The organism is Planctomycetota bacterium (assembly GCA_035384565.1).
In the GTDB taxonomy this organism is placed as follows: Bacteria; Planctomycetota; PUPC01; order DSUN01; family DSUN01; genus DAOOIT01.
Map to the genome: position 1 here is coordinate 112,951 of DAOOIT010000001.1, position 17,688 is coordinate 130,638.

Sequence of the window (17,688 nt, forward strand, 5' to 3'; positions counted from 1 at the left end):
ACAAGCGCAGCATCGGGCCATCGAGGCTGGCGCCGCGATGGCTATCACAGCGTGATACCTGATTTTACCCCCACAGCGCACCGTTGTCAAGGCGCCCGAAGAGCTACCCCGGTTCATCAGGGTTCAGCGATCCTGACGTGGTAGCCGCTGGGGAGTGTGGGACGACGACGGAGGCCCCAGCGTAAGCCACACCATAACCGTATACGTTGCAATTCCTTACGCTCTCATGCCATCCCATCTCATACTTGCTCATCCCGCAGATGAGCGAGCATGGCCGGAACCACGAGAATCGCCAATCCTCGCCCATCTACCCATGCTGTATCACTCTCCCCCTCTCAGGATTGATACAGCATGGGCAGGCTACGCCCGCCAGGCGCTCGGCACAGCCCTTCCCAGGAACCGCCAAGTCCACAACGATCAGGAATGCCCACACCCTGCACGCCCAGTCGAGTCGAACTCGCCAAACGGCGAAAGCCCGCTACTCCCATATTCGCAGTGGGGGATTGGGCGCCGGGCGCACCGCTGCGGGGTAATGGGGGCGATGGGCCGGCCCCCTGCACCACGTGCGCCGCGTCTCTCAGAGCAGGCCCGATTTCTGCGCCGGGGCAGTCACGCGAATCGTCACAATGAACTCCCTGACCAGCGCAGTGGCTCCACGGATCGTGGGTCCGGGGCCGCCGGGCAGGACGTAGACGACGCGCAACCTCGCCTGGCCGGGCTTGACGGCCCTGTAGCGGAAGACGTAGGTGCCAAGAGCCTTGTCGGCCGCGCCCGGCTTGGGCGTGAAGATGAGCCGGGGCGATACCCCGACCTCGCCCGGCTGCGCTCCCTCGCGCTGCACGGCGTCGCCCTCGGGCGCGTTCGCCTCCCAACCCGTCCCCGGGCGGTCGCCCACGAGCCGCACCTCGATAGGCTGGCCAACCGAGGCGTCCAGGGTCTTTCCGTTGTCGCGCTCCCGGATGACGAGGAGCTGTTCGCCCATCTTTTCGGCGATCTGGCGCAGGGCGGCGAACTGGGCGGGGGCGACCTCCTTGCCGAGGGCGTGCTTGCAGCCGGTAAAGAGCTCGACCACGCGTGCCGGCTTCGCATCGGCCGCGGCAGCGTAGAGTTCCAGCTCGGCATCGCGATCGCAGGCGCCGTTGCGCGCGTGCTCGGAATCCGGCCCCTTCTCGACCTGCGCGACCCAGGCGAGCACCGCCCGGAGACCCTCGGGCGAGCGAATGAGGAACTCCTCGCCGCCCACATAGTAGCGCAGGCGCGCGAGCGCGTAGACCGGGGCCTCTTCGTCCTTCGCCCACAGGCTGCCCGCCAGTGCAAGAGCCAGCAGGATACGTGCCGTTCGCATGAGCGTAACCCTCTCGCAACAGGGATGGCCGGCTGCTACCGCCTCGGCCGCGAACCGGTCTGCATTCTTCCGTGCAGCGACAAGCCTCTCGCTTGTCGAAAACCACCGCAAGCGGGATGCTTGCGGCTACGCTTGAAGCCCTGGCCCATGCCGCTGGTTCCGGCCACGGCAGACGGATTCGCGGCCGGAGCAGTATCTTTCTCTTAGACGCCGGCAGCGGACCGCGGGTTCCCCGCAGCTTGCGCAACGGCCCGACGCAGGATAAGATGTGCGGCAGGAGAGAAAAGCCCGCATGCTCACGTCCTCGGTGGTCCTCGCTTGCGCATTCGCCTTCATGCTGGGGGCTGTGACGGGCAGCTTCCTGAACGTGTGCATCCATCGGCTGCCGCGGGGCTTCCTGCTGCACAAGCCGCCCAGCCACTGCCCCTTCTGCAACGTGCCGATCCGCTGGCACGACAACATCCCGATCCTCAGCTACCTGCTGCTCGGGCGGCGCTGCCGCTTCTGCGGCATCCGCATCTCGCCGCGCTACGCGCTGGTGGAGGCGCTCACGGGGGGGCTCTTCGCCTACGTGACGTGGCGGCTGGCAGGGGGCGCGCAGGCGGACTATGCTCGACTGGGCGTCTACGCGGCTCTGACGGCGGCGCTGGTGGCGGCGAGCTTCATTGACATCGAGTTCCGCATCATCCCCGACGAGATCAGCCTGCCCGGCGCCCTGCTGGCGCCGCTGGCGAGCGTGGTGTGGCCCTCGCTGCACGAGATTGGCGAGCCGATTCTCGTCCGGCCCCTGGCCGGCCTGGCCGGGCTGACGCCGCTGGCGGCCCCGCGGGGATGCGCGCTCGTGGCCTCGCTGCTCGGCCTGGCCGTAGGGGCGGGCGTCATCTGGGTGCTGGGCGTGGTGGGCCGGGCGGCCTTCCGCAAGGAGGCGATGGGCTTTGGCGACGTGAAGCTGATGGCCATGGCCGGCGGTGTGCTGGGCTGGAAGCTGGCGCTGCTGGGCATCGTGCTGGGCGCGTTCGTGGGGGCGGCCGGCGGCCTGCTGATGCTGCTGCGCACCCGCGACACGCGGCTGCCCTTCGGCCCTTACCTCTCCATCGGCTGCTTTGCGGCGATGCTCCACGCACAGGATATCGCCGCGCTCTTCGACCGCCTCGCCTCCGCCCTCCAGCCCACGCTGCAATAGGGACGCGACTGAGCATGACAAGGCCCCCGCCAAGCGATGCTCGACGGGGGCCTCGGCGTTGCGGAGGGAGACCGCCTAGCCCGCATTTCCCACCAGCCCGCCAGCCTGGGAGTGCGGAACGCCCCCTTCTTGTCATGCTGAGCCTGTCGAAGCACCTTTCGGAGGAGCGGCCGCCGACAACGGAGTGTGCCCTGTGATGTCAGTCTGCCCCCTTGAAAGGTTCCTCGACTTCGCTCCGCTCCGCTCGGAATGACAGGGTTTCTTGCGCGGCTCCTGCGGGGCCGGTGAGAGATGCGGGCTAGAACCGCGCGATGCCGGCGCAGATGAGGGTCACGGCGAAGAGAATGGCCGCCACGTAGACGATGGCCTGCCGGCGCGGCGCCTGCGTGGTGTGCTGGAACACGTGGTAGAAGAGGAGGATGCTGGCCGGCATCGCAGCGACGACCAGCCCCTGGAACCACAGGTGCAGCCAGCCGAACACGAAGGCCACGGCCGAGGCGGCCACGATCGGGACGTAGGAGATCGCGAGCACGGCCAGGGCCTTCGGCAGCGCCTCGGGCACCCGCAGGATGGCCGCCATCACGAGCATGAGCGCGGCGAAGAGAATGCCCACGGCGATCGCGTCCATGAGCATCGTCTTGAAGAAGGTCGCCACCGCGCTCTCGCCATAACCCCCGCCGCCGCCCGCCATGGCCCGGCCGAGGGCCTCGAAGGCCCCCTCCAGGCCGCTCGCGCGGCTCAACGAGGCGTGCACCTGGAGGGCCAGAAGCCCGGCCAAGAGCACCTTGAGCCCGATCCACACGGCGGCGAAAACGGGGCACTTCTTGTCGGCCACGGCGGCGGAACCCGCATCGGGGTCTCGCACGATGGCCATCGTGTCGCCGAGCAGGCCCGTGAAGAATTCCGCGGCAGGGCTGGGGCCGGCCGGCCCGGCGGGGGCCGCGGGCGGCGGGCCGGGCGGGAGCGATTTCGCCGCTTCCGCGAACTCCGGCACGTCGGCGACCGGTTTCCATTCGGCCATGCCCTCCTTCCACACCACATCGCCGCGGCCCACCTCGCCGCGGCCCAGCATGGCCCGGACGTCCTCCTCAGCGAACGGCCCTTTCTGCTGGCCGCCCTGGCCGACATACCAGATCGCATCTGCCATCGCGGGTCTCCTTGACGGGATCGTGCGGGAAGCCGGCCCTTCGGGCTGTGCTCCCTACGACGAGCGGTCGGTGTTCCGCGCGATGCGGAAGATCGCGTAGGCGATCTCGACGCCCAGCATCGCGAGCAGGTAGGCCACGTAGGCCAGCAGCGGGGCCACGCCGGCCGCCATCACCAACTGGTTAGCCATCTCGTACGACATGGCCGCGGACATCACGGCGAACTGGTCGCTGCCCCACGTGCCGAACATCGAGAAGGTCGCCCACACGGTGCCCGCCGCGGCACCCGCGCCGAGGACGACGGGGGTGACCGCCAGCACGCAGCGGTAGACGAAGGTGAGGATCGCCAGGGCCGTCTCCCCCGCGCGCGCCTTCTTCGGGTCGTGCTCGATGTTCAGGCATTCCTTCGGGTTGAGACAGAAGATCGCCAGGTGTGCGAGCAACGCGCAGGCCACAAGCATGGGCAGCAACGGGCTGAACGCCCGCATGTTGATCGCGGTGATGACGCCGTTCACCAGCGCGCCAATCGCCCCGAGGGCCGAGAGCAGGCCCAAGCAGTCCATGAACGCCTTCGACGACATGACGTGGGTTTCGCCGGCGAGGATCTGCTGGCCGGCGTTGCCGAACTTGGCGGCGATATAGTGCAGCACAACGGCGATAAGGACCCCCTGGAGGCCGCCCAGGACGGGGCTGAAGCTCGATGCCTTGATGGCGCCCACGATGCCGGCGACCAGCCACACGAGGCCCGCGAAGACGAGCGCGATGCAGCCGATGCGGGTGAGGAGGCGCTGGTAGCGGCGGAAGCCCTCGGGCCGCGCGCCCAGGAACCGCACGCAGCCGAGCAGCTTCTCGATGAGCGATACGATGGGCGAGCTGACGGCCTCCTCCGCCGTGCCGCCCGCAAAGAGGTCGTGGAAGAACTTGCCGAAGGCGCTCGGCCCGGCGGGCGCCAGGGGCGCCACGGGCGCGCGGGGCGGGACCGGCGGCCCGGCCGGCGCCGCGCCGGCGAACCCGGGCACGGTGCCGATCGCTGCCCATTCCGCCATGCCGTCCCTCCACACGAGATCGGCTGCCGTGATCTCCCCGCGGGCGAGCATGCCCCGGAGGTCGGCCTCCGAGACGGGGCCCCGCTGTTGGCCGGCCTGAATCACGTACCACGCCGCGTCCGCCATCTCTCGCCTCCTACCCAGAGAACGGAGCGCCATGGCCTGAGGCCAGGGCGCCTTGCGCCGCGGCCCAGACCCTGTCTGCCGGCAACGCGCCTTACGGCACGACGACGGGCTTCATCGGGTTGCCTACGCGATCCTTGACCTTGCCCAGGGCGCCGACCAGGTCGGCCAGCTTGTACGTGTGGCTCACGAGGGGCGACACATCCACCAGCCCCGTGGCGAGCGCGCCCAGCGCCGTCTGCCACACGTTGGGCGCCAGCCACGAGAAGCGAATCGTCTTGTCCCACAGGATGCTCTGGAGCGCGGGCACGCGGATGACCGCCTTGTCGCCCGGCAGGCCGAAGTAGACGATGACCGAGCGGCGCCCCGAGATGGCGAGCGCCAGCTCCATCGCCTCCACCGAGCCCGTGGCCACGACCACGCGGTCGGCCATCTTGCCCTTCGTGAGATCGGCGATCTTTGCCTTGATGTCGGCCACGTAGTAGGGCGAGTTCTTCTCGCCGTCGTTGATGATGAGGTCGGCGCCCAGCTTGCGGCCGATCTCGAGGCGATAGTCGCGCGTGCCGAGCAGCGCGACGGCGCCGGCGCCCGACTTCTTGACGAGCTGCACCATCATGCAGCCGATGGCGCCCGGGCCGATGACGACGACGAACTGGCCGGGCTGCACCTCGAGGTTCTTGACGGCGTAGGTCGCGCACCCGAGCGGCTCGGTGAGCGCGCCGTGCTCGAACGACACGTTGTCGGGCAGGGGGTGGACGCCGGTGTATTTGGACTTGGAGTATTCGGCGAAGCCGCCGTTGCAGGAGACGCCGAGCACGGCCTTGTTCTCGCACAGGTTGGTCTGGCCGCGGTAGCACACGTCGCAGGCGTTGCAGTACTGCACGGGGTCGAGCACCACGCGGTCGCCGGGCTTGAAGAGCTTGAGGCTCTTGGGGATGTCGCCGACCTCGACGACCTCGCCCGTGTATTCGTGGCCGAGGACAAGGGGCCCCTTGCCCGTGGGGGTCTCGAGCGAGCTCATGCCGTAGTAGTAGGCGATGTCGGAGCCGCAGATGCCGCAGGCCTTCACGCGCACGAGCACCTCGTCGGCGGCGATCACCGGCATCGGCGCGTCCTCATAGGCCATCTTGAGCGGCTCGTAGAACACCTGGGCCTTCATCGTCTTGCCAGCGGCTTTCTTGGCCATGCGCGCGTCCCTCACTTTCCATACTTCTTGATGTAGGGCTCGAGGAATTTCTTGGCCGCGTCGGTGACGTTCCACGCCTCGGGCCAGAAGCACAGGTCAATCACCCACCACTCGCTCTTGTAGCCGGCCTTGAGGATGGCGGGGATGATCTTGTCGAAGTCCAGCACGCCCTCGCCGAAGGGGCGGTGGGTGCTCGTCTCGTTGCCGTGGAGAGTGTTGTCGGAGTCGATCAGGTGGATGTGGTTGATATGGCCGGTGAGGTTCTTGATGAGGTCGAGTTCGCCGTTGGGGAGGATTTCGACGGGCTCGGGCTGGCGGGCGCCCACGGCGGCGACCATGTGCGCGTGGCAGGCGTCGAGCAGGATGCCGAAGTTGGGGTGGTTCACCTTCTTGGCGATGCCGACGATTTCGCAGGGCTTGTTGAAGCAGAAGCCGGGCTCGAACTCCCAGGTGACCTTGACCTTGGCCTTGGCGGCCGTTTCGGCGCACTCGCGCCAGAGGTCCGCACACTTCTTCAGCGCATCCTGCCGGGCCTTGCCCACGGGGCCTGGGGGCGGGGCCACCGTGTCCACGCGGATGCACGGGATGCCGATGGCGACGCAGAAATCGAGGTTCTTCTTGAAGGTCGCGCGATAGCCGTCCTGCTTCTCCCAGGGCACAAGGGCATCGGACCAGAAGTCGGCGGCGATGGCGGAGACCTGGAGGCCGTTGTCGGCCAGCAGCTTGCGCAGCTCGGCCTGCTTGGCGGGGGTGGCGTAGTCGTCGGGGTGGGCGTGGGGGCGGAAGCCGCCCAGCTCGATCCCGTCGAAGCCCAGCTCGCCGAGCTTCTTGCACACCGTGGGCAGGTCAATGGGCGCCTTCGCATACGGCCCGAAGGTGTAGGCCCAGCTCCCGATCGACAACTTGACGGCCATTCCTGACCCTCCTTACACGAGTCCTCCCCGGAGTCCGGTTGTGCTGGCGAGTATAATGCCCCTCATGCGGCTTGTCAAGCGTTGACAAGCCGCACGCCGGATTGCTATAATCCCCCGCAGTCACGGTCCGGCCCTCGTGCCGCCGCTGTCGGCAATGGAGCAGTTCATGAGCGACGAGCAGGAACGGGCGGCAGGCCCCGCTGCCGAAGAGACCCCTGGGCAGTCTCCCGACGCCGAGGCATCGCAGCCGCAGCCCGAGGAGAGCGGCGCGCCGACGCCCGGCGACGCCTCCGCGCCGCCGGAAGGCGAGGGGGCTGTCGCGACCTCGCTGCCCGAAGGGGCCGGCGAGCCGGACTCCGAAGAGGAGGGGCCTCCTCCCGAGCCCGAGCCCGCTGCAAGGCCCGCCGCGCCCCCCGAGATGAACTACGACGGTCTCGAGAGCGGCCTGGCGTGGTTCGGCGCCGAGTCGTTCGAGCCGCCCGCTCCGGTGGGCTATGCCCCGGTGGCCGAGCAGGCCGCGGCGCCGCCCCGCGAGCTGTCGGAGCAGGAGCTCGACCAGCGCCGCCGCCGCATCCACGGCCGGTTCGAGACCCGCCGCAAAGAGGTAGAGACGCAGAAGCCCTGGTACCGGAAGATCCCGATGGGCGCGCTCAGCATGCTGCCCATCCTGGTGGTGCTGGCCGTGGTCGCCATCCTCTATCCGCCGTGGGGCGGAGGCAGCACCTTCCCTGCGTCGAAGCAGCCGCTCGACGAGGCCCTCCTCACGGCACAGCCCGTGGCCGATCCGGCGGAGGCGCTCCGCAAGCTGGGCGTCCAGGAGGCCATGCCGCACACCTGGGAGGTGCTGCCCGGCGACATCCTGCGGATGGCCGCCACCGAGACGGCGGCGAAGCTGGTCTTCGCCATTCCCAAGGGCCTCGGCAAGTTCGAGATCGCCTGCGACCTGTGCTTCGTCGAGCGCGACTCGGCCTCCTGGGGCGCCGCGCTCACCCTCGACCAGGCCGTAGGCATCACGCTCCAGGCGCACCCGAGCAAGCCCGGCAGGGACTACGTGGCCGGGCGTCGCTCCGGCCTCACCCTCGCCGGCCACGAGCACGTGATCCAGCCGCGCACGTGGAACGAGGTGAAGATTGTGCTCGACGAGGCGACGGCGCGCTACTTCTTCAACGGCAAGGCGCTGAATGCCGCGCCCGCGCGGCCGTCGGGCCTCACCAAAGTCGAACTCACCACCTACAACACCCGCCTCATGGTGCGCAACTGGCGGATCAAGCCGATCGAGTAAGCACCTCGGGGATGCGCCAATGGCTCCCGGCCGATGGATGGCGACCGCCGCTCTCGCAGCCGTGATGGTTGCCCGGGCGGCCGGAGGCGATCTGCCCCGGCCCGGCATCGGCGTCTTCTTCAGGGCGGACGAAGCGGCGGCCCTCCGCGAGAAGGTGCAGAAGCCGCCCTGCAAGGCCATCTACGAGCAACTGCTCAAACGGGCCAACGAGGCCCTGGCGAAGTGGCCCGAAGACAAGGCGAAGCTGCGCTTCGAGGAGCTGATGCCGAAGCTCCCCGACATTCAGACCGAGTTCGTGCCCAAGGAGTTCCTGCCCGAGGGCGGCAAGGAGGCGGGGATGGCCCTCGGGAACTACGGCAAGGACGGCGCCCCCGCCGCCGCGTTCGTTTATCTCATTACGGGCGAACGCAAGTACGCCGACTTCGCGTGGGAGGTCTTCGAGCTCTGCGCCAAGGCCAATCGCTGGGGCTGGTTCCCCTGGAGCGGCTCGCACATGCCGCAGATCCACTTCGGCATCCTGAGCCGCGGCCTGGTGCTCGTGGCCGATTGCGTGTGGGACACGCTCACCCCCGCCCAGCGCCAGCTCGCCCGCGAGGCCATCGCCGACAAGTGCGTCGAGCCGTACTTCCGCATCGTCCTCCACACGCCGGGCATGGGCCTCTTCCACCTCCGCTCGCTCAACCAGGGCAACAACGCCCTCGCCGCCGCTCTCATCGGCAGCATTTTCGTGGGCGGGACGTCCCCGTCCCGCAATACGCGGCGTGGGGACATGCCGCCCACAATGGAGGACAACCGCATCTGGTTCAACAGCCTGCTCCAGACCTTCCACTGGGCGATCACCCACGACATCGGCTGGATGGGCCAACACCTGGAAAGCGGCCTCGGCGGCTACTGGAGCGTCTCCATGCAGAACCTCTACACCGCCGCCGCCGCGCTCTGGAACGTCCGCGGCATTGACCTCCGCCCACACCCTGGCTTCGACCAGGCCACCTACTACCCCATCATCCACGAGACCACCGTCCCAGCCGTCAACCAGTTCACGGAGCCGATTGACCCGCTCTCCAAGGCACTGCCGGGCATCATCTCGGGCAAGCCCATCGAGCTGCCCCACGGCGGACGCTGCGGCGCCTGGTGGCTCGACTACGCGGCCAAGTTCCCCGACTCTCCCGCCCACTACTTCGTCCGCAAGGAAATGGTCACCCCTGACCGCCTCAACGTCGCCGATGCCCATCAGGGCGCACTCGGCCAGGTGCTCGGCATCGCCTGGTGGGACGATAAGCTCCTCGCCGACCCCAAGCCGCCCACCAGCCTCGCCCAGTTCACCGACCGCATGGCCGGCATCCGCAGCGGCTATGGGCTGGGGCAAACCTATCTCTACTTCAACGGCGACCTCTTCCTGAGCGCGAAGAACGAAATCCTCTGCACCACCTCCGGCATGTCGTGGCATTTCCCCTGGCACCAGTATCAGATCGCCGAGACGGGCATCGAGACGGAGGGGGAGCCTTTCGCCCCCAGCATGATCATCAAGGAATCCTACAACGACGAGCGGTTCGCCTACTTCCGTGCCGAGAGCGGCTTCAGCAACGTCGCCTACTACCCACGCCCCGGCCAGCGCGAGAGCCACACCCACTACGACAAGCGCGAGCGGAGCATCCTCTACGTCCGCCCCGCTGACGACGCGCCCGACTACTTCGTCTTCTCCGACGTCGTTCGCCACAAGGATGAGAAGCCCCGCTGGCACGCCTGGACCTGGCACCTGTGGAACCACGCCGAGAACTCGAAGAACTTCGGCCGCTTCGTGCCGCTGGGCGACAACGCCGTTCGCGCCGAACGGCCCAACGCCGACCTCTATATCAAGTTCCTGACCCCCGACAAACTCGCCTTTGAGCAACATGGCGTCCCCTCGCAGCCCTGCGTCTCCTACCAGATGGACCACAACGGCCAGATGCTCCGCGCCATCGCGGGCGGCTACGAGCCGACGGATGCCAAGCCCGTCACCATTCCGCCCTCCGCCTGGAGGGCCCTGGCCCCTAACCTCCCGAAGGTTCCAAACCTTCGGGAGGTTAAGCTCGACGATGCCCCCGATGTCCCTGCCTTCCTTCATCTCTCCCCGCCTCCAACCGAAAAGACGGTCACGAGTGAAGTCGTCAAGGGCCTGACGGGTGGCATCCGCTACCGGGCCTCGCTCAAGTGCAAGGAGGCCAACTACCGCGTCTACGAGGCCACGGCCTGGGAGATCGGGTTGGAGCTTCTCGACAAAGATGGGAAGGCCATCGCCAAGCCCGAGACGCCCTACGGCCATCCCGACCCGCTGAAACTCGGCGCGCCCAAGAGCGACATCAAGACCCACGACTGGACTGAAACCGTGTCGTACTTCGACGCGCCGGAGGGCGCGATCGCCTGCCGGGCCAGCTTCCGCGCCGTGGGCAGCGCCCACTACTTCACCCTCGGCGAGCTGTGGTTCGGCGAGATCAAGCTGGAGCCTGTCGGCAAGCCGCACCGGGAGCGCGAGCAACGCTTCCTCACTATCGTCATGCCTCTCGCCAAGAATGCGAAACCGCCGGAACTCAAGATGACCGAGAAAGGCATTCTCGCATTATTCCCCGATCCTGCGAAGAAGGGCGGCGCGAGCGCCCTGACCACCAACTCGGACGCGAATGCGAAGCAGCTTCTCGCGGGGCTGAAGCCGGTGCTCGACCAGCTTGCCGCCGAGCGCGATGCGGTGACGAGTAAGGGGAGAAAGAACCTCGCTCTCGACGCCAAGGTCACGGCGTCCGCAAGCCGCGACGAGCGGTTCCCGCCCTCGAAGGTCATTGACAACCAAGTGGCCGAATACCCGCTCGACGGGCATCTCGACTACACGCTCGGCATCGTGTGGACCTCCAGCCGCTTCGCAGGCTACGGCTCGGGCAAGGAATCGCTCCTCGACAACCGCGACTACTTCCCGCTCTACGTGAAACCCACCTACTGGCTGTTGCCAGAGAACACGCTCGGCCACGTGGAGCTCAAGCTGAAGGAGCCGGCCGCCGTGGACCTCGTGCGCCTCTTGAACACCAGCAACGCGGGCCTCAACGACTTCGCCGCCCACACCTTCCGCGTTGAACTCTACAGCTCTGACCGCAAGCTCCTCTCGTGGAAGGAGGACGCGTTCGGCAAGGTCTTCGACCGCCCGTTCCAGCACGCCTTCTTCGCCCCCAAGTGGTTCAGCCGCTACACGCCGACGTTCGCGGGGATGCTGGAGCCGGGCGTCACCGTGCCCTTCGGCGATGGCTGGAAGGAAATCGCCTTCGGCGACGTGAAGGGCGTCAAGCTCGTCCGTGTCGTCCTTACCAAGTTCTGGGGCATCGGCGGCGGGCTCAACGAGGTGCAGGTCTACGGCCGCTGAGGCTCCCCCACCCGGCTTCCAGGGGCCGCCTGAACTGCCAGAGGGGCCGAGCCGCGGTCCTTCAGGCATCGTTGCGAGTGCCGGGCGCTCTGGCTACAATCTGACGGCCGGCAAGCGCGCGCCGCCCTTTGCGACAGTGGCCTTGTTTCGGAGGAGCCAGCATGAGAAGCAGAACCCGGGGCATCCTTCTCCTGGGCGTTGTGGCTGGCGGGGCGCTCCTCGCCTCGTGCGCGGACATGCTCGAGCGCTACGAGCCTGAGGTCCTGCCCAGCGTCGGCAAGGCGCCCTACGGAGAGCTGCCCGACGGCAGTTCGGTGGACCTCTACACGCTGGCGAACGGCACGGGCATGCAGGTCAAGGTGCTCAACTATGGCGCCATCCTGGCCAGCGTGGAGGTGCCCGACCGGGAGGGCACGGTCGCCGATGTGACGCTCGGCTACGACTCGCTGGAGGGCTGGATGAAGAACCCCGCGTACTTCGGCGCCACGGTCGGCCGCTACGCCAACCGCATCGCGCGCGGCACGTTCACCCTCGACGGCCAAACCTTCAAGCTGGCGACGAACAACGGCGAGAACCACATCCACGGCGGCCTCGTGGGCTTCCACAAGGTGCTCTGGAACGCCCAGCCGATGGTCACCTCCACGTCGGCGGGCGTGCGCCTCACCTACGTCAGCCGCGACGGCGAGGAGGGCTATCCCGGCACCCTGAGCGTGACGGTGGTCTACACGCTCTCAACCCGCAATGAGCTCAAGATCGAGTTCACCGCCACCACCGACAAGCCCACCGTGGTGAACCTCACGAACCACGCCTACTGGAACCTGGGCGGCCCGGGCTCGGGCGACGTGCTTGGCCATCTCCTCACCCTGTTCGCCGACCAGTACACGCCCGTGGACAAGGGCCTGATCCCTACAGGGGAGCTCAAGCCCGTGCTGGATACGCCGATGGACTTCACGGCCCCGACGCCGATCGGCAAGCGCATTGCCGAGGTCGAGGGCGGCTACGACCACAACTTCGTCCTGCGCAACCAGCCGCCGCGCGTGGGCATTGCGGCGCGCCTCTACGACCCCAGGAGCGGCCGCCTGATGGAGCTCCTCACCGACCAGCCGGGCCTTCAGCTCTACACCGGGAACTTCCTCGATGGCTCCATCGTCGGCAAGGGGGGCGTCGCCTACGGCAAGCATGCGGGCCTGTGCCTCGAGGCCCAGCGCTACCCCGACTCCCCCAATCGCCCGAATTTCCCTTCGCCCGTGCTCCGGCCCGGCGAGACCTACCGCCACACGCAGATCCTCCGGTTCTCCACCCGGCCATTGCCGCATTCGAACGCCCGTTGAAAAGTGCTCTTGGAACCGGTATGATACCTCGGTCCCCCGCTCAAGCAGCTCCGGGTAACGGTGCCATGCCAGACGCGCGGCCCGCAGGCGGAACCTACTACTACCTGTCGAACCTCCTCGGCGCGAGAGTGTTCGTAGAGGGCGAGGGGCCGGCGCTGGGCCGGCTGCGCGACATCGGCTTTGCCGGCGGCGCGGCCTACCCGCCCGCCGTGAGCCTCGAGGTGGCCGTGCGCAAGAACGGGGTTCGGGTGTTGCCCTGGTCCGCCGTGGTGGAGTTCTCCGCCAAGGGCATCCGAACGCGGAGAACGGACGAGCCGGCGCCGCCGGCGGACTTCTGGGTGCGGCGCGACGTGCTGGACGACCAGGTGGTGGACCTCTCGGGGGCCAAGGTGCGGCGGGTGAACGACGTGCAGTTCCTCTACGCGGAGGGGCAACTGGTGCCCGCCCACGTGGAGATTGGCGTCTACGGCCTCTTGCGCCGGCTCGGCGTGGCCCGGGCCGTGGCCGGGCTCCTCCGCTGGCTCTTCGACTACACGCTCAAGGAGCGTTTCATCACGTGGCGACACGTGCAGGTCGTGAGCCCGGGCGGCTCGCCCGGCGGCGTGCGCGTGACGGCCCTCGCCAGCCGCCTGGCCGACCTCCACCCCGCCGAGCTGGCCGATATTCTCGAGGAACTCGGCGCGAAGGAGCGGCAGGCGCTGCTGCGCACGCTTGACCCCGAGACGGCTGCCGGCGCCCTCGAGGAGGTGACCCCCGACGTCCAACGCACCATGCTGGCCCAGGAGGAGCCGGGCAAGGCAGCCGATATCCTCGAAGAGATGCCCGCGCAGGAGGCCGCGGACCTCCTGCGCGAGCTGCCCGACCCCGAAGCCCAACGGATCATCAGCCGAATGGACTTCGAGGCGGCGGAGGACGTGCGCGAACTCCTCGCTCACGAGGATGAGAGCGCGGGCAGCATGATGTCCACCTCGTGCATCGAGGCGGCGCCCGACGACATCGTCGCGGATGTCCTGGAGGCCATCCGCCGCCGTGCCGAAGAGATCGGCGTGTTCAACATCATCTACGTGCTCGACGAGGGCCGGCGCCTGGTGGGCGTGGTGAGCCTGCGCGAGCTGTTCGCCGCCTCGCCCGACGCCCGCATCGGCCGCCTGATGACCACGCATCTGATCAAGGTGGGGCCCGAGGCACGGCTGCGCGACCTCGCGCGCCTCTTCGCGAAGTACGGCCTGCGGGCCGTGCCGGTGGTGGACGAACGCGGGGGCTTCCTGGGGGCCGTGCGGCTCAAGGACGTGTTGAACGAGCTGGCGCCCCTGATACGGGAGGAGCGATGAGCACCTGGCGGCGATGGCGCGTGCGTCTGGCCCTGTTCGCCATGGTGGTGGGGCCGGGCATCATCACGGCGAACGTGGACAACGACGCCGGCGGCATCGCCACGTACTCGGTCGCGGGCGCGAAGTACGGCTACATGCTCCTGTGGGTTCTGATCCCCACCTGCATTCTTCTGGTGCTGGTCCAGGAGATGTGCAGCAGGATGGGCGTGGTGACCGGCAAGGGGCTCTCGGCTCTCATCCGCGAGCGGTTCGGCCTGAGGGCCTCTTTCTATCTCATGGTTGCCCTCGTGCTCACGAACCTGGGCAATGCGATTGCCGACTTCGCAGGCGTGGTGGCGGGAGCCGGCATCTTCGGCATCCCGGAGTTCATCTCCGCCCCGCTCAGCGCATTCATCCTCTGGCACGCGGTGGTCAAGGGAACGTACCGCTCTGTCGAGCGCTGGTTCTTCGTGGCCTGCCTGTTCTACGTGGCGTACATCATCTCGGGGATTCTGGCCAAGCCGGACTGGGGGGCCGCCTTGCGCGGCACCTTCGTGCCGCGGATGACGTGGGACGCCGGTTGCCTCTACATGGTGGTGGGCATCATCGGCACCACGATCGCCCCCTGGATGCAGTTCTACCAGCAGGCCAGCGTCATCGAGAAAGGCATACCGCTCAAGCACTACCGATACGCGGTGGCCGACACCGTGATCGGCGGGGTCATCGTCACGATCGTCTGTTACTTCATCGTGCTGGCGTGCGGCGCGACGCTCCACCCCCGAGGAATCGAGGTGGAGACGGCCGACCAGGCGGCGGAGGCCCTCTACCCCATTGCCGGCAACTACTGCGCCACGCTCTTCGCGATCGGCCTCATCGCGGCCTCGCATTTCGGCGCCACGATCCTGCCGATCTCCACCGCCACCAGCGTCTGCGAGGCCATGGGGTGGGAGACGGGCGTAGACAGGCGTTTCTCCGAGGCGCCTCATTACTACTCCATCTACACCTTCACCATCGTGATCGGCGCCACCGTTGCCGCCGTGACCAGCACGGCCATGCTAGTCAAGATCATGCTGTTTTCCCAGGTCGTTAACGGCATCCTGCTCCCCGCGGTGGTCTTCTTCATGCTCCGCATCACCAGCGACAAGAGCATCATGGGCAACTACACGAATGGGCGGTTCTTCAACATTGTGGCCTGGCTGGGCACCGGCCTGGTCGCTGCCATGAGCCTCACGATGGTGGTTCTCACCTTCCTGCACGGCGGCTAGGAGCCTGCTCCTAGGAGGCGGTTGACCCGAGCCGGCCTCCGTAGTACTATGAGAGCTGGGGAGCCCGCGATTCCCCCGAGCCGTTGAAAGGAGACGGAAGATGAATGCCAAGCGTTCGCTAGTGATGTTGGGTGTAGCGCTCACTGCGCTCGTCAGTTCGGGCTGCGCGCTGCTGCTCGTGGGCGCCGGCGCTGCCGCGGGCGCGGGCACCGTGGCCTATCTCCAGGGGGAACTCAAGACCAATCAGGACGCCCCGCTCGACAAGGTGCTGAAGGCCACCGACGCCACGCTCAAGGAGATGAAGCTCACGGTCCTCGAGCGCACGGAAGGGGTCGAGCGCGCGAAGCTCACGGCCCGTGTGGAGGCCGACAAGCGGGTGGAGATCACGCTCACGAAGCTTACGCCGAAGGCGACGGCCATCTCCATCCGCGTAGGCGTGTTCGGCGACGAGGCCCTCTCGCGCCAGATTCTCGAGAAGATCCTCAAGCGCCTCTGAGCGGCCTCGCTACTTCCCCGGCGGCGTCTGCCGCACGCGGTAGAGCACCTTCGCCCGGTGCGCCAGGTACTCCACGGAGCCGTCCGGACGCCACGCGGGGCCGTTGGGGATGATGCCGTCGTAGGCGGGGCCGGCCTGGCCGTCCAGCACGATGAACGACTGGCTGGCCTTGGCATCTCCCCGTTTGGCGCGGCAGGCGACGTGTCGCCCGTCGGGGCTGAAGGCCGGCGGCGCGATGTCGTCGAACTCGGGTCCCGTCTGTCCATCCACGACCACGAATTTCCTTGTGGCTCTGCCGGCGACGTAAAGAAGGCGCGAGCCGTCCGGGCTGAAGGCCACGGTGCCCTCGCCGATGCCGCCGAACTCGGGGCCGGGCTGGCCGTCGGCCACCACGAGCCAGGCGTCGCCCTTGCGCGCGCCGTAGGCCAGCCGCTTGCCGTCGGGGCTGAAGACGGGCGTGCGCGACTTGAGGCCGTCCCACGGCGGGCCGGGCTGGCCGTCCACCACCATCAGCCACTTCTCGCCGCGGCGCGCGCCGTAGGCCACCCGCCTGCTGTCGGGGCTGAAGACGGGTGTGCGGTCCATGATGGCATCGAAGTCCGGCCCCGCCTTGCCATCGAGGATCACGGCCCACTTCTGCCCCTTCTTCGCGCTGTAGGCCACGCGCGTGCTGTCGGGGCTGAAGACCGGGTCGCCGCGGCCCAGGGCATCGAAGGGGGGGCCGGGCTGGCCGTCGAGGAACAGGTGGTGTTTCTCTCCCACGCGCCCGCCCCAGGCCAGGCGCGCGCTGTCGGGGCTGAAGGTCGGGCTGCCCTCGGCGAGGGCGTCCATCTCCGGCCCGGCCCGGCCGTCCAGAAACACCACGTGCTTCTTGCCGAGTTGCGCAGCGTACGCTAGGTGCTTGCCATCAGGGCTGAAGAGCGGGCTGCCGGGGAGAATGGCGTCCACCGGGGGCCCCGCCTGACCGTCCACGACGACGACCCACTTGGCGCCCGACTGCGCGCCGTAGGCCAGACGCGTGCCGTCGGGGCTGAAAAAGGGCGCGCCGGCCTGGATCGCGTCGAACTCGGGGCCGGCCTGCCCGCCCACGATCACGGACCACTTGTCGCCCCTCTTGGCGGCGTAGGCGACGCGCGTGCCGTCGGGGCTGAAGACGGGGTTGTCGGCCAGGATGGCGTCGAACTCCGGGCCGGGCTGGCCATCGAGCACGACGGTCCACTTCCCGCCCCTGTGGCCCGCATAGGCCACGTGGGCGCCATTGGGGCTGAAGAAGGGGTGACGCTCGAGGATGCCGTCGAACTCGGGGCCGGCCTGGCCGTCAATCACGGCAAGCTGTTTCTTGCCCTTGGCGGCGATGTAGCCGAGGCGCTTGCCGTCGGGGCTGAAGCGCAACGTGCCCGGGGCGATGGCGTCGTAGGCGGGGCCGGGCTGGCCGTCGAGCACGACGATCACCTTGCCCTCGACGGCGGCGGCGTAGGCCAGGCGCTGCCCGTCGCGCGTTGTGCGCCAGAGCAGGATGTTGTCGTGAAGCGGCCCGAGCTTCTGCTCCTCCACCTTCGCAACGGGCGGGGCCTCGCCGCCACGCGCCACACCCAGGAGCATTACGCAGGACATGACACACAGGACGGTTATGCGCAAACGCTTGCCTCCTAGTGACCACTGCACCAGCAAGGCGAC

Annotated in this window: 13 protein-coding genes; 7 read left to right on the top strand and 6 right to left on the bottom strand. The window is 68.1% G+C overall.

Annotation, left to right across the window (positions count from 1 at the left end):
- Nucleotides 1-577: 577 nt before the first annotated feature.
- Entirely contained in the window at nucleotides 578-1,345 is a 768-nt protein-coding gene (locus PLE19_00355; protein ID HPD13367.1) for a hypothetical protein, read from the bottom strand.
- Between the two features lie 292 nt (nucleotides 1,346-1,637).
- Between PLE19_00355 and PLE19_00360 the strand changes: the two genes are divergently transcribed.
- Nucleotides 1,638-2,528: a prepilin peptidase gene (locus PLE19_00360; protein HPD13368.1), complete on the top strand. Its 891-nt coding sequence runs from the start codon at nucleotides 1,638-1,640 to the stop codon at nucleotides 2,526-2,528.
- Nucleotides 2,529-2,826: 298 nt separating this feature from the next.
- On the opposite strand, the gene PLE19_00365 is transcribed toward PLE19_00360, so the two are convergent.
- From PLE19_00365 to PLE19_00380, 4 genes are all read right to left on the bottom strand, one after another.
- Nucleotides 2,827-3,675 carry a DUF4339 domain-containing protein gene (locus tag PLE19_00365; protein HPD13369.1) on the bottom strand — a complete coding sequence of 283 codons (849 nt, stop codon included), beginning with the start codon at nucleotides 3,673-3,675 and terminating at the stop codon, nucleotides 2,827-2,829.
- Nucleotides 3,676-3,729: 54 nt separating this feature from the next.
- Nucleotides 3,730-4,845 carry a DUF4339 domain-containing protein gene (locus PLE19_00370; GenBank protein HPD13370.1) on the bottom strand — a complete coding sequence of 372 codons (1,116 nt, stop codon included), beginning with the start codon at nucleotides 4,843-4,845 and terminating at the stop codon, nucleotides 3,730-3,732.
- A gap of 91 nt (nucleotides 4,846-4,936) precedes the next feature.
- On the bottom strand, nucleotides 4,937-6,028 hold the full coding sequence (locus PLE19_00375) for an alcohol dehydrogenase catalytic domain-containing protein (protein ID HPD13371.1): 1,092 nt from the start codon (nucleotides 6,026-6,028) through the stop codon (nucleotides 4,937-4,939).
- An 11-nt stretch (nucleotides 6,029-6,039) separates the two neighbouring features.
- Nucleotides 6,040-6,942: a sugar phosphate isomerase/epimerase family protein gene (locus PLE19_00380; protein HPD13372.1), complete on the bottom strand. Its 903-nt coding sequence runs from the start codon at nucleotides 6,940-6,942 to the stop codon at nucleotides 6,040-6,042.
- 166 nt (nucleotides 6,943-7,108) lie between these two features.
- Here PLE19_00380 and PLE19_00385 point away from each other — a divergent pair, with 166 nt between their 5' ends.
- The 6 genes from PLE19_00385 (at nucleotide 7,109) to PLE19_00410 (ending at nucleotide 16,011) form a co-directional block, all read left to right on the top strand.
- Nucleotides 7,109-8,224: a hypothetical protein gene (locus PLE19_00385; GenBank protein HPD13373.1), complete on the top strand. Its 1,116-nt coding sequence runs from the start codon at nucleotides 7,109-7,111 to the stop codon at nucleotides 8,222-8,224.
- Nucleotides 8,225-8,243: 19 nt separating this feature from the next.
- Nucleotides 8,244-11,609, top strand: coding sequence for a hypothetical protein (locus PLE19_00390; protein ID HPD13374.1), 3,366 nt, complete (start codon nucleotides 8,244-8,246; stop codon nucleotides 11,607-11,609).
- A 161-nt stretch (nucleotides 11,610-11,770) separates the two neighbouring features.
- Entirely contained in the window at nucleotides 11,771-12,940 is a 1,170-nt protein-coding gene (locus PLE19_00395; protein HPD13375.1) for an aldose epimerase family protein, read from the top strand.
- Between the two features lie 65 nt (nucleotides 12,941-13,005).
- Nucleotides 13,006-14,271, top strand: a complete 1,266-nt coding sequence (locus PLE19_00400; GenBank protein HPD13376.1) for a CBS domain-containing protein — start codon at nucleotides 13,006-13,008, stop codon at nucleotides 14,269-14,271.
- On the top strand, nucleotides 14,268-15,515 hold the full coding sequence (locus PLE19_00405) for an Nramp family divalent metal transporter (protein ID HPD13377.1): 1,248 nt from the start codon (nucleotides 14,268-14,270) through the stop codon (nucleotides 15,513-15,515). The genes PLE19_00400 and PLE19_00405 overlap by 4 nt, the downstream gene beginning before the upstream one ends.
- Before the next feature lie 100 nt (nucleotides 15,516-15,615).
- Nucleotides 15,616-16,011, top strand: coding sequence for a DUF3568 family protein (locus PLE19_00410; protein ID HPD13378.1), 396 nt, complete (start codon nucleotides 15,616-15,618; stop codon nucleotides 16,009-16,011).
- A 9-nt stretch (nucleotides 16,012-16,020) separates the two neighbouring features.
- Here the strand turns inward: PLE19_00410 and PLE19_00415 are convergent, their stop codons facing one another.
- Nucleotides 16,021-17,649 (bottom strand): hypothetical protein, encoded by a 1,629-nt coding sequence (locus PLE19_00415; GenBank protein HPD13379.1) that lies wholly within the window; start codon nucleotides 17,647-17,649, stop codon nucleotides 16,021-16,023.
- Between the last annotated feature and the right edge of the window lie 39 nt (nucleotides 17,650-17,688).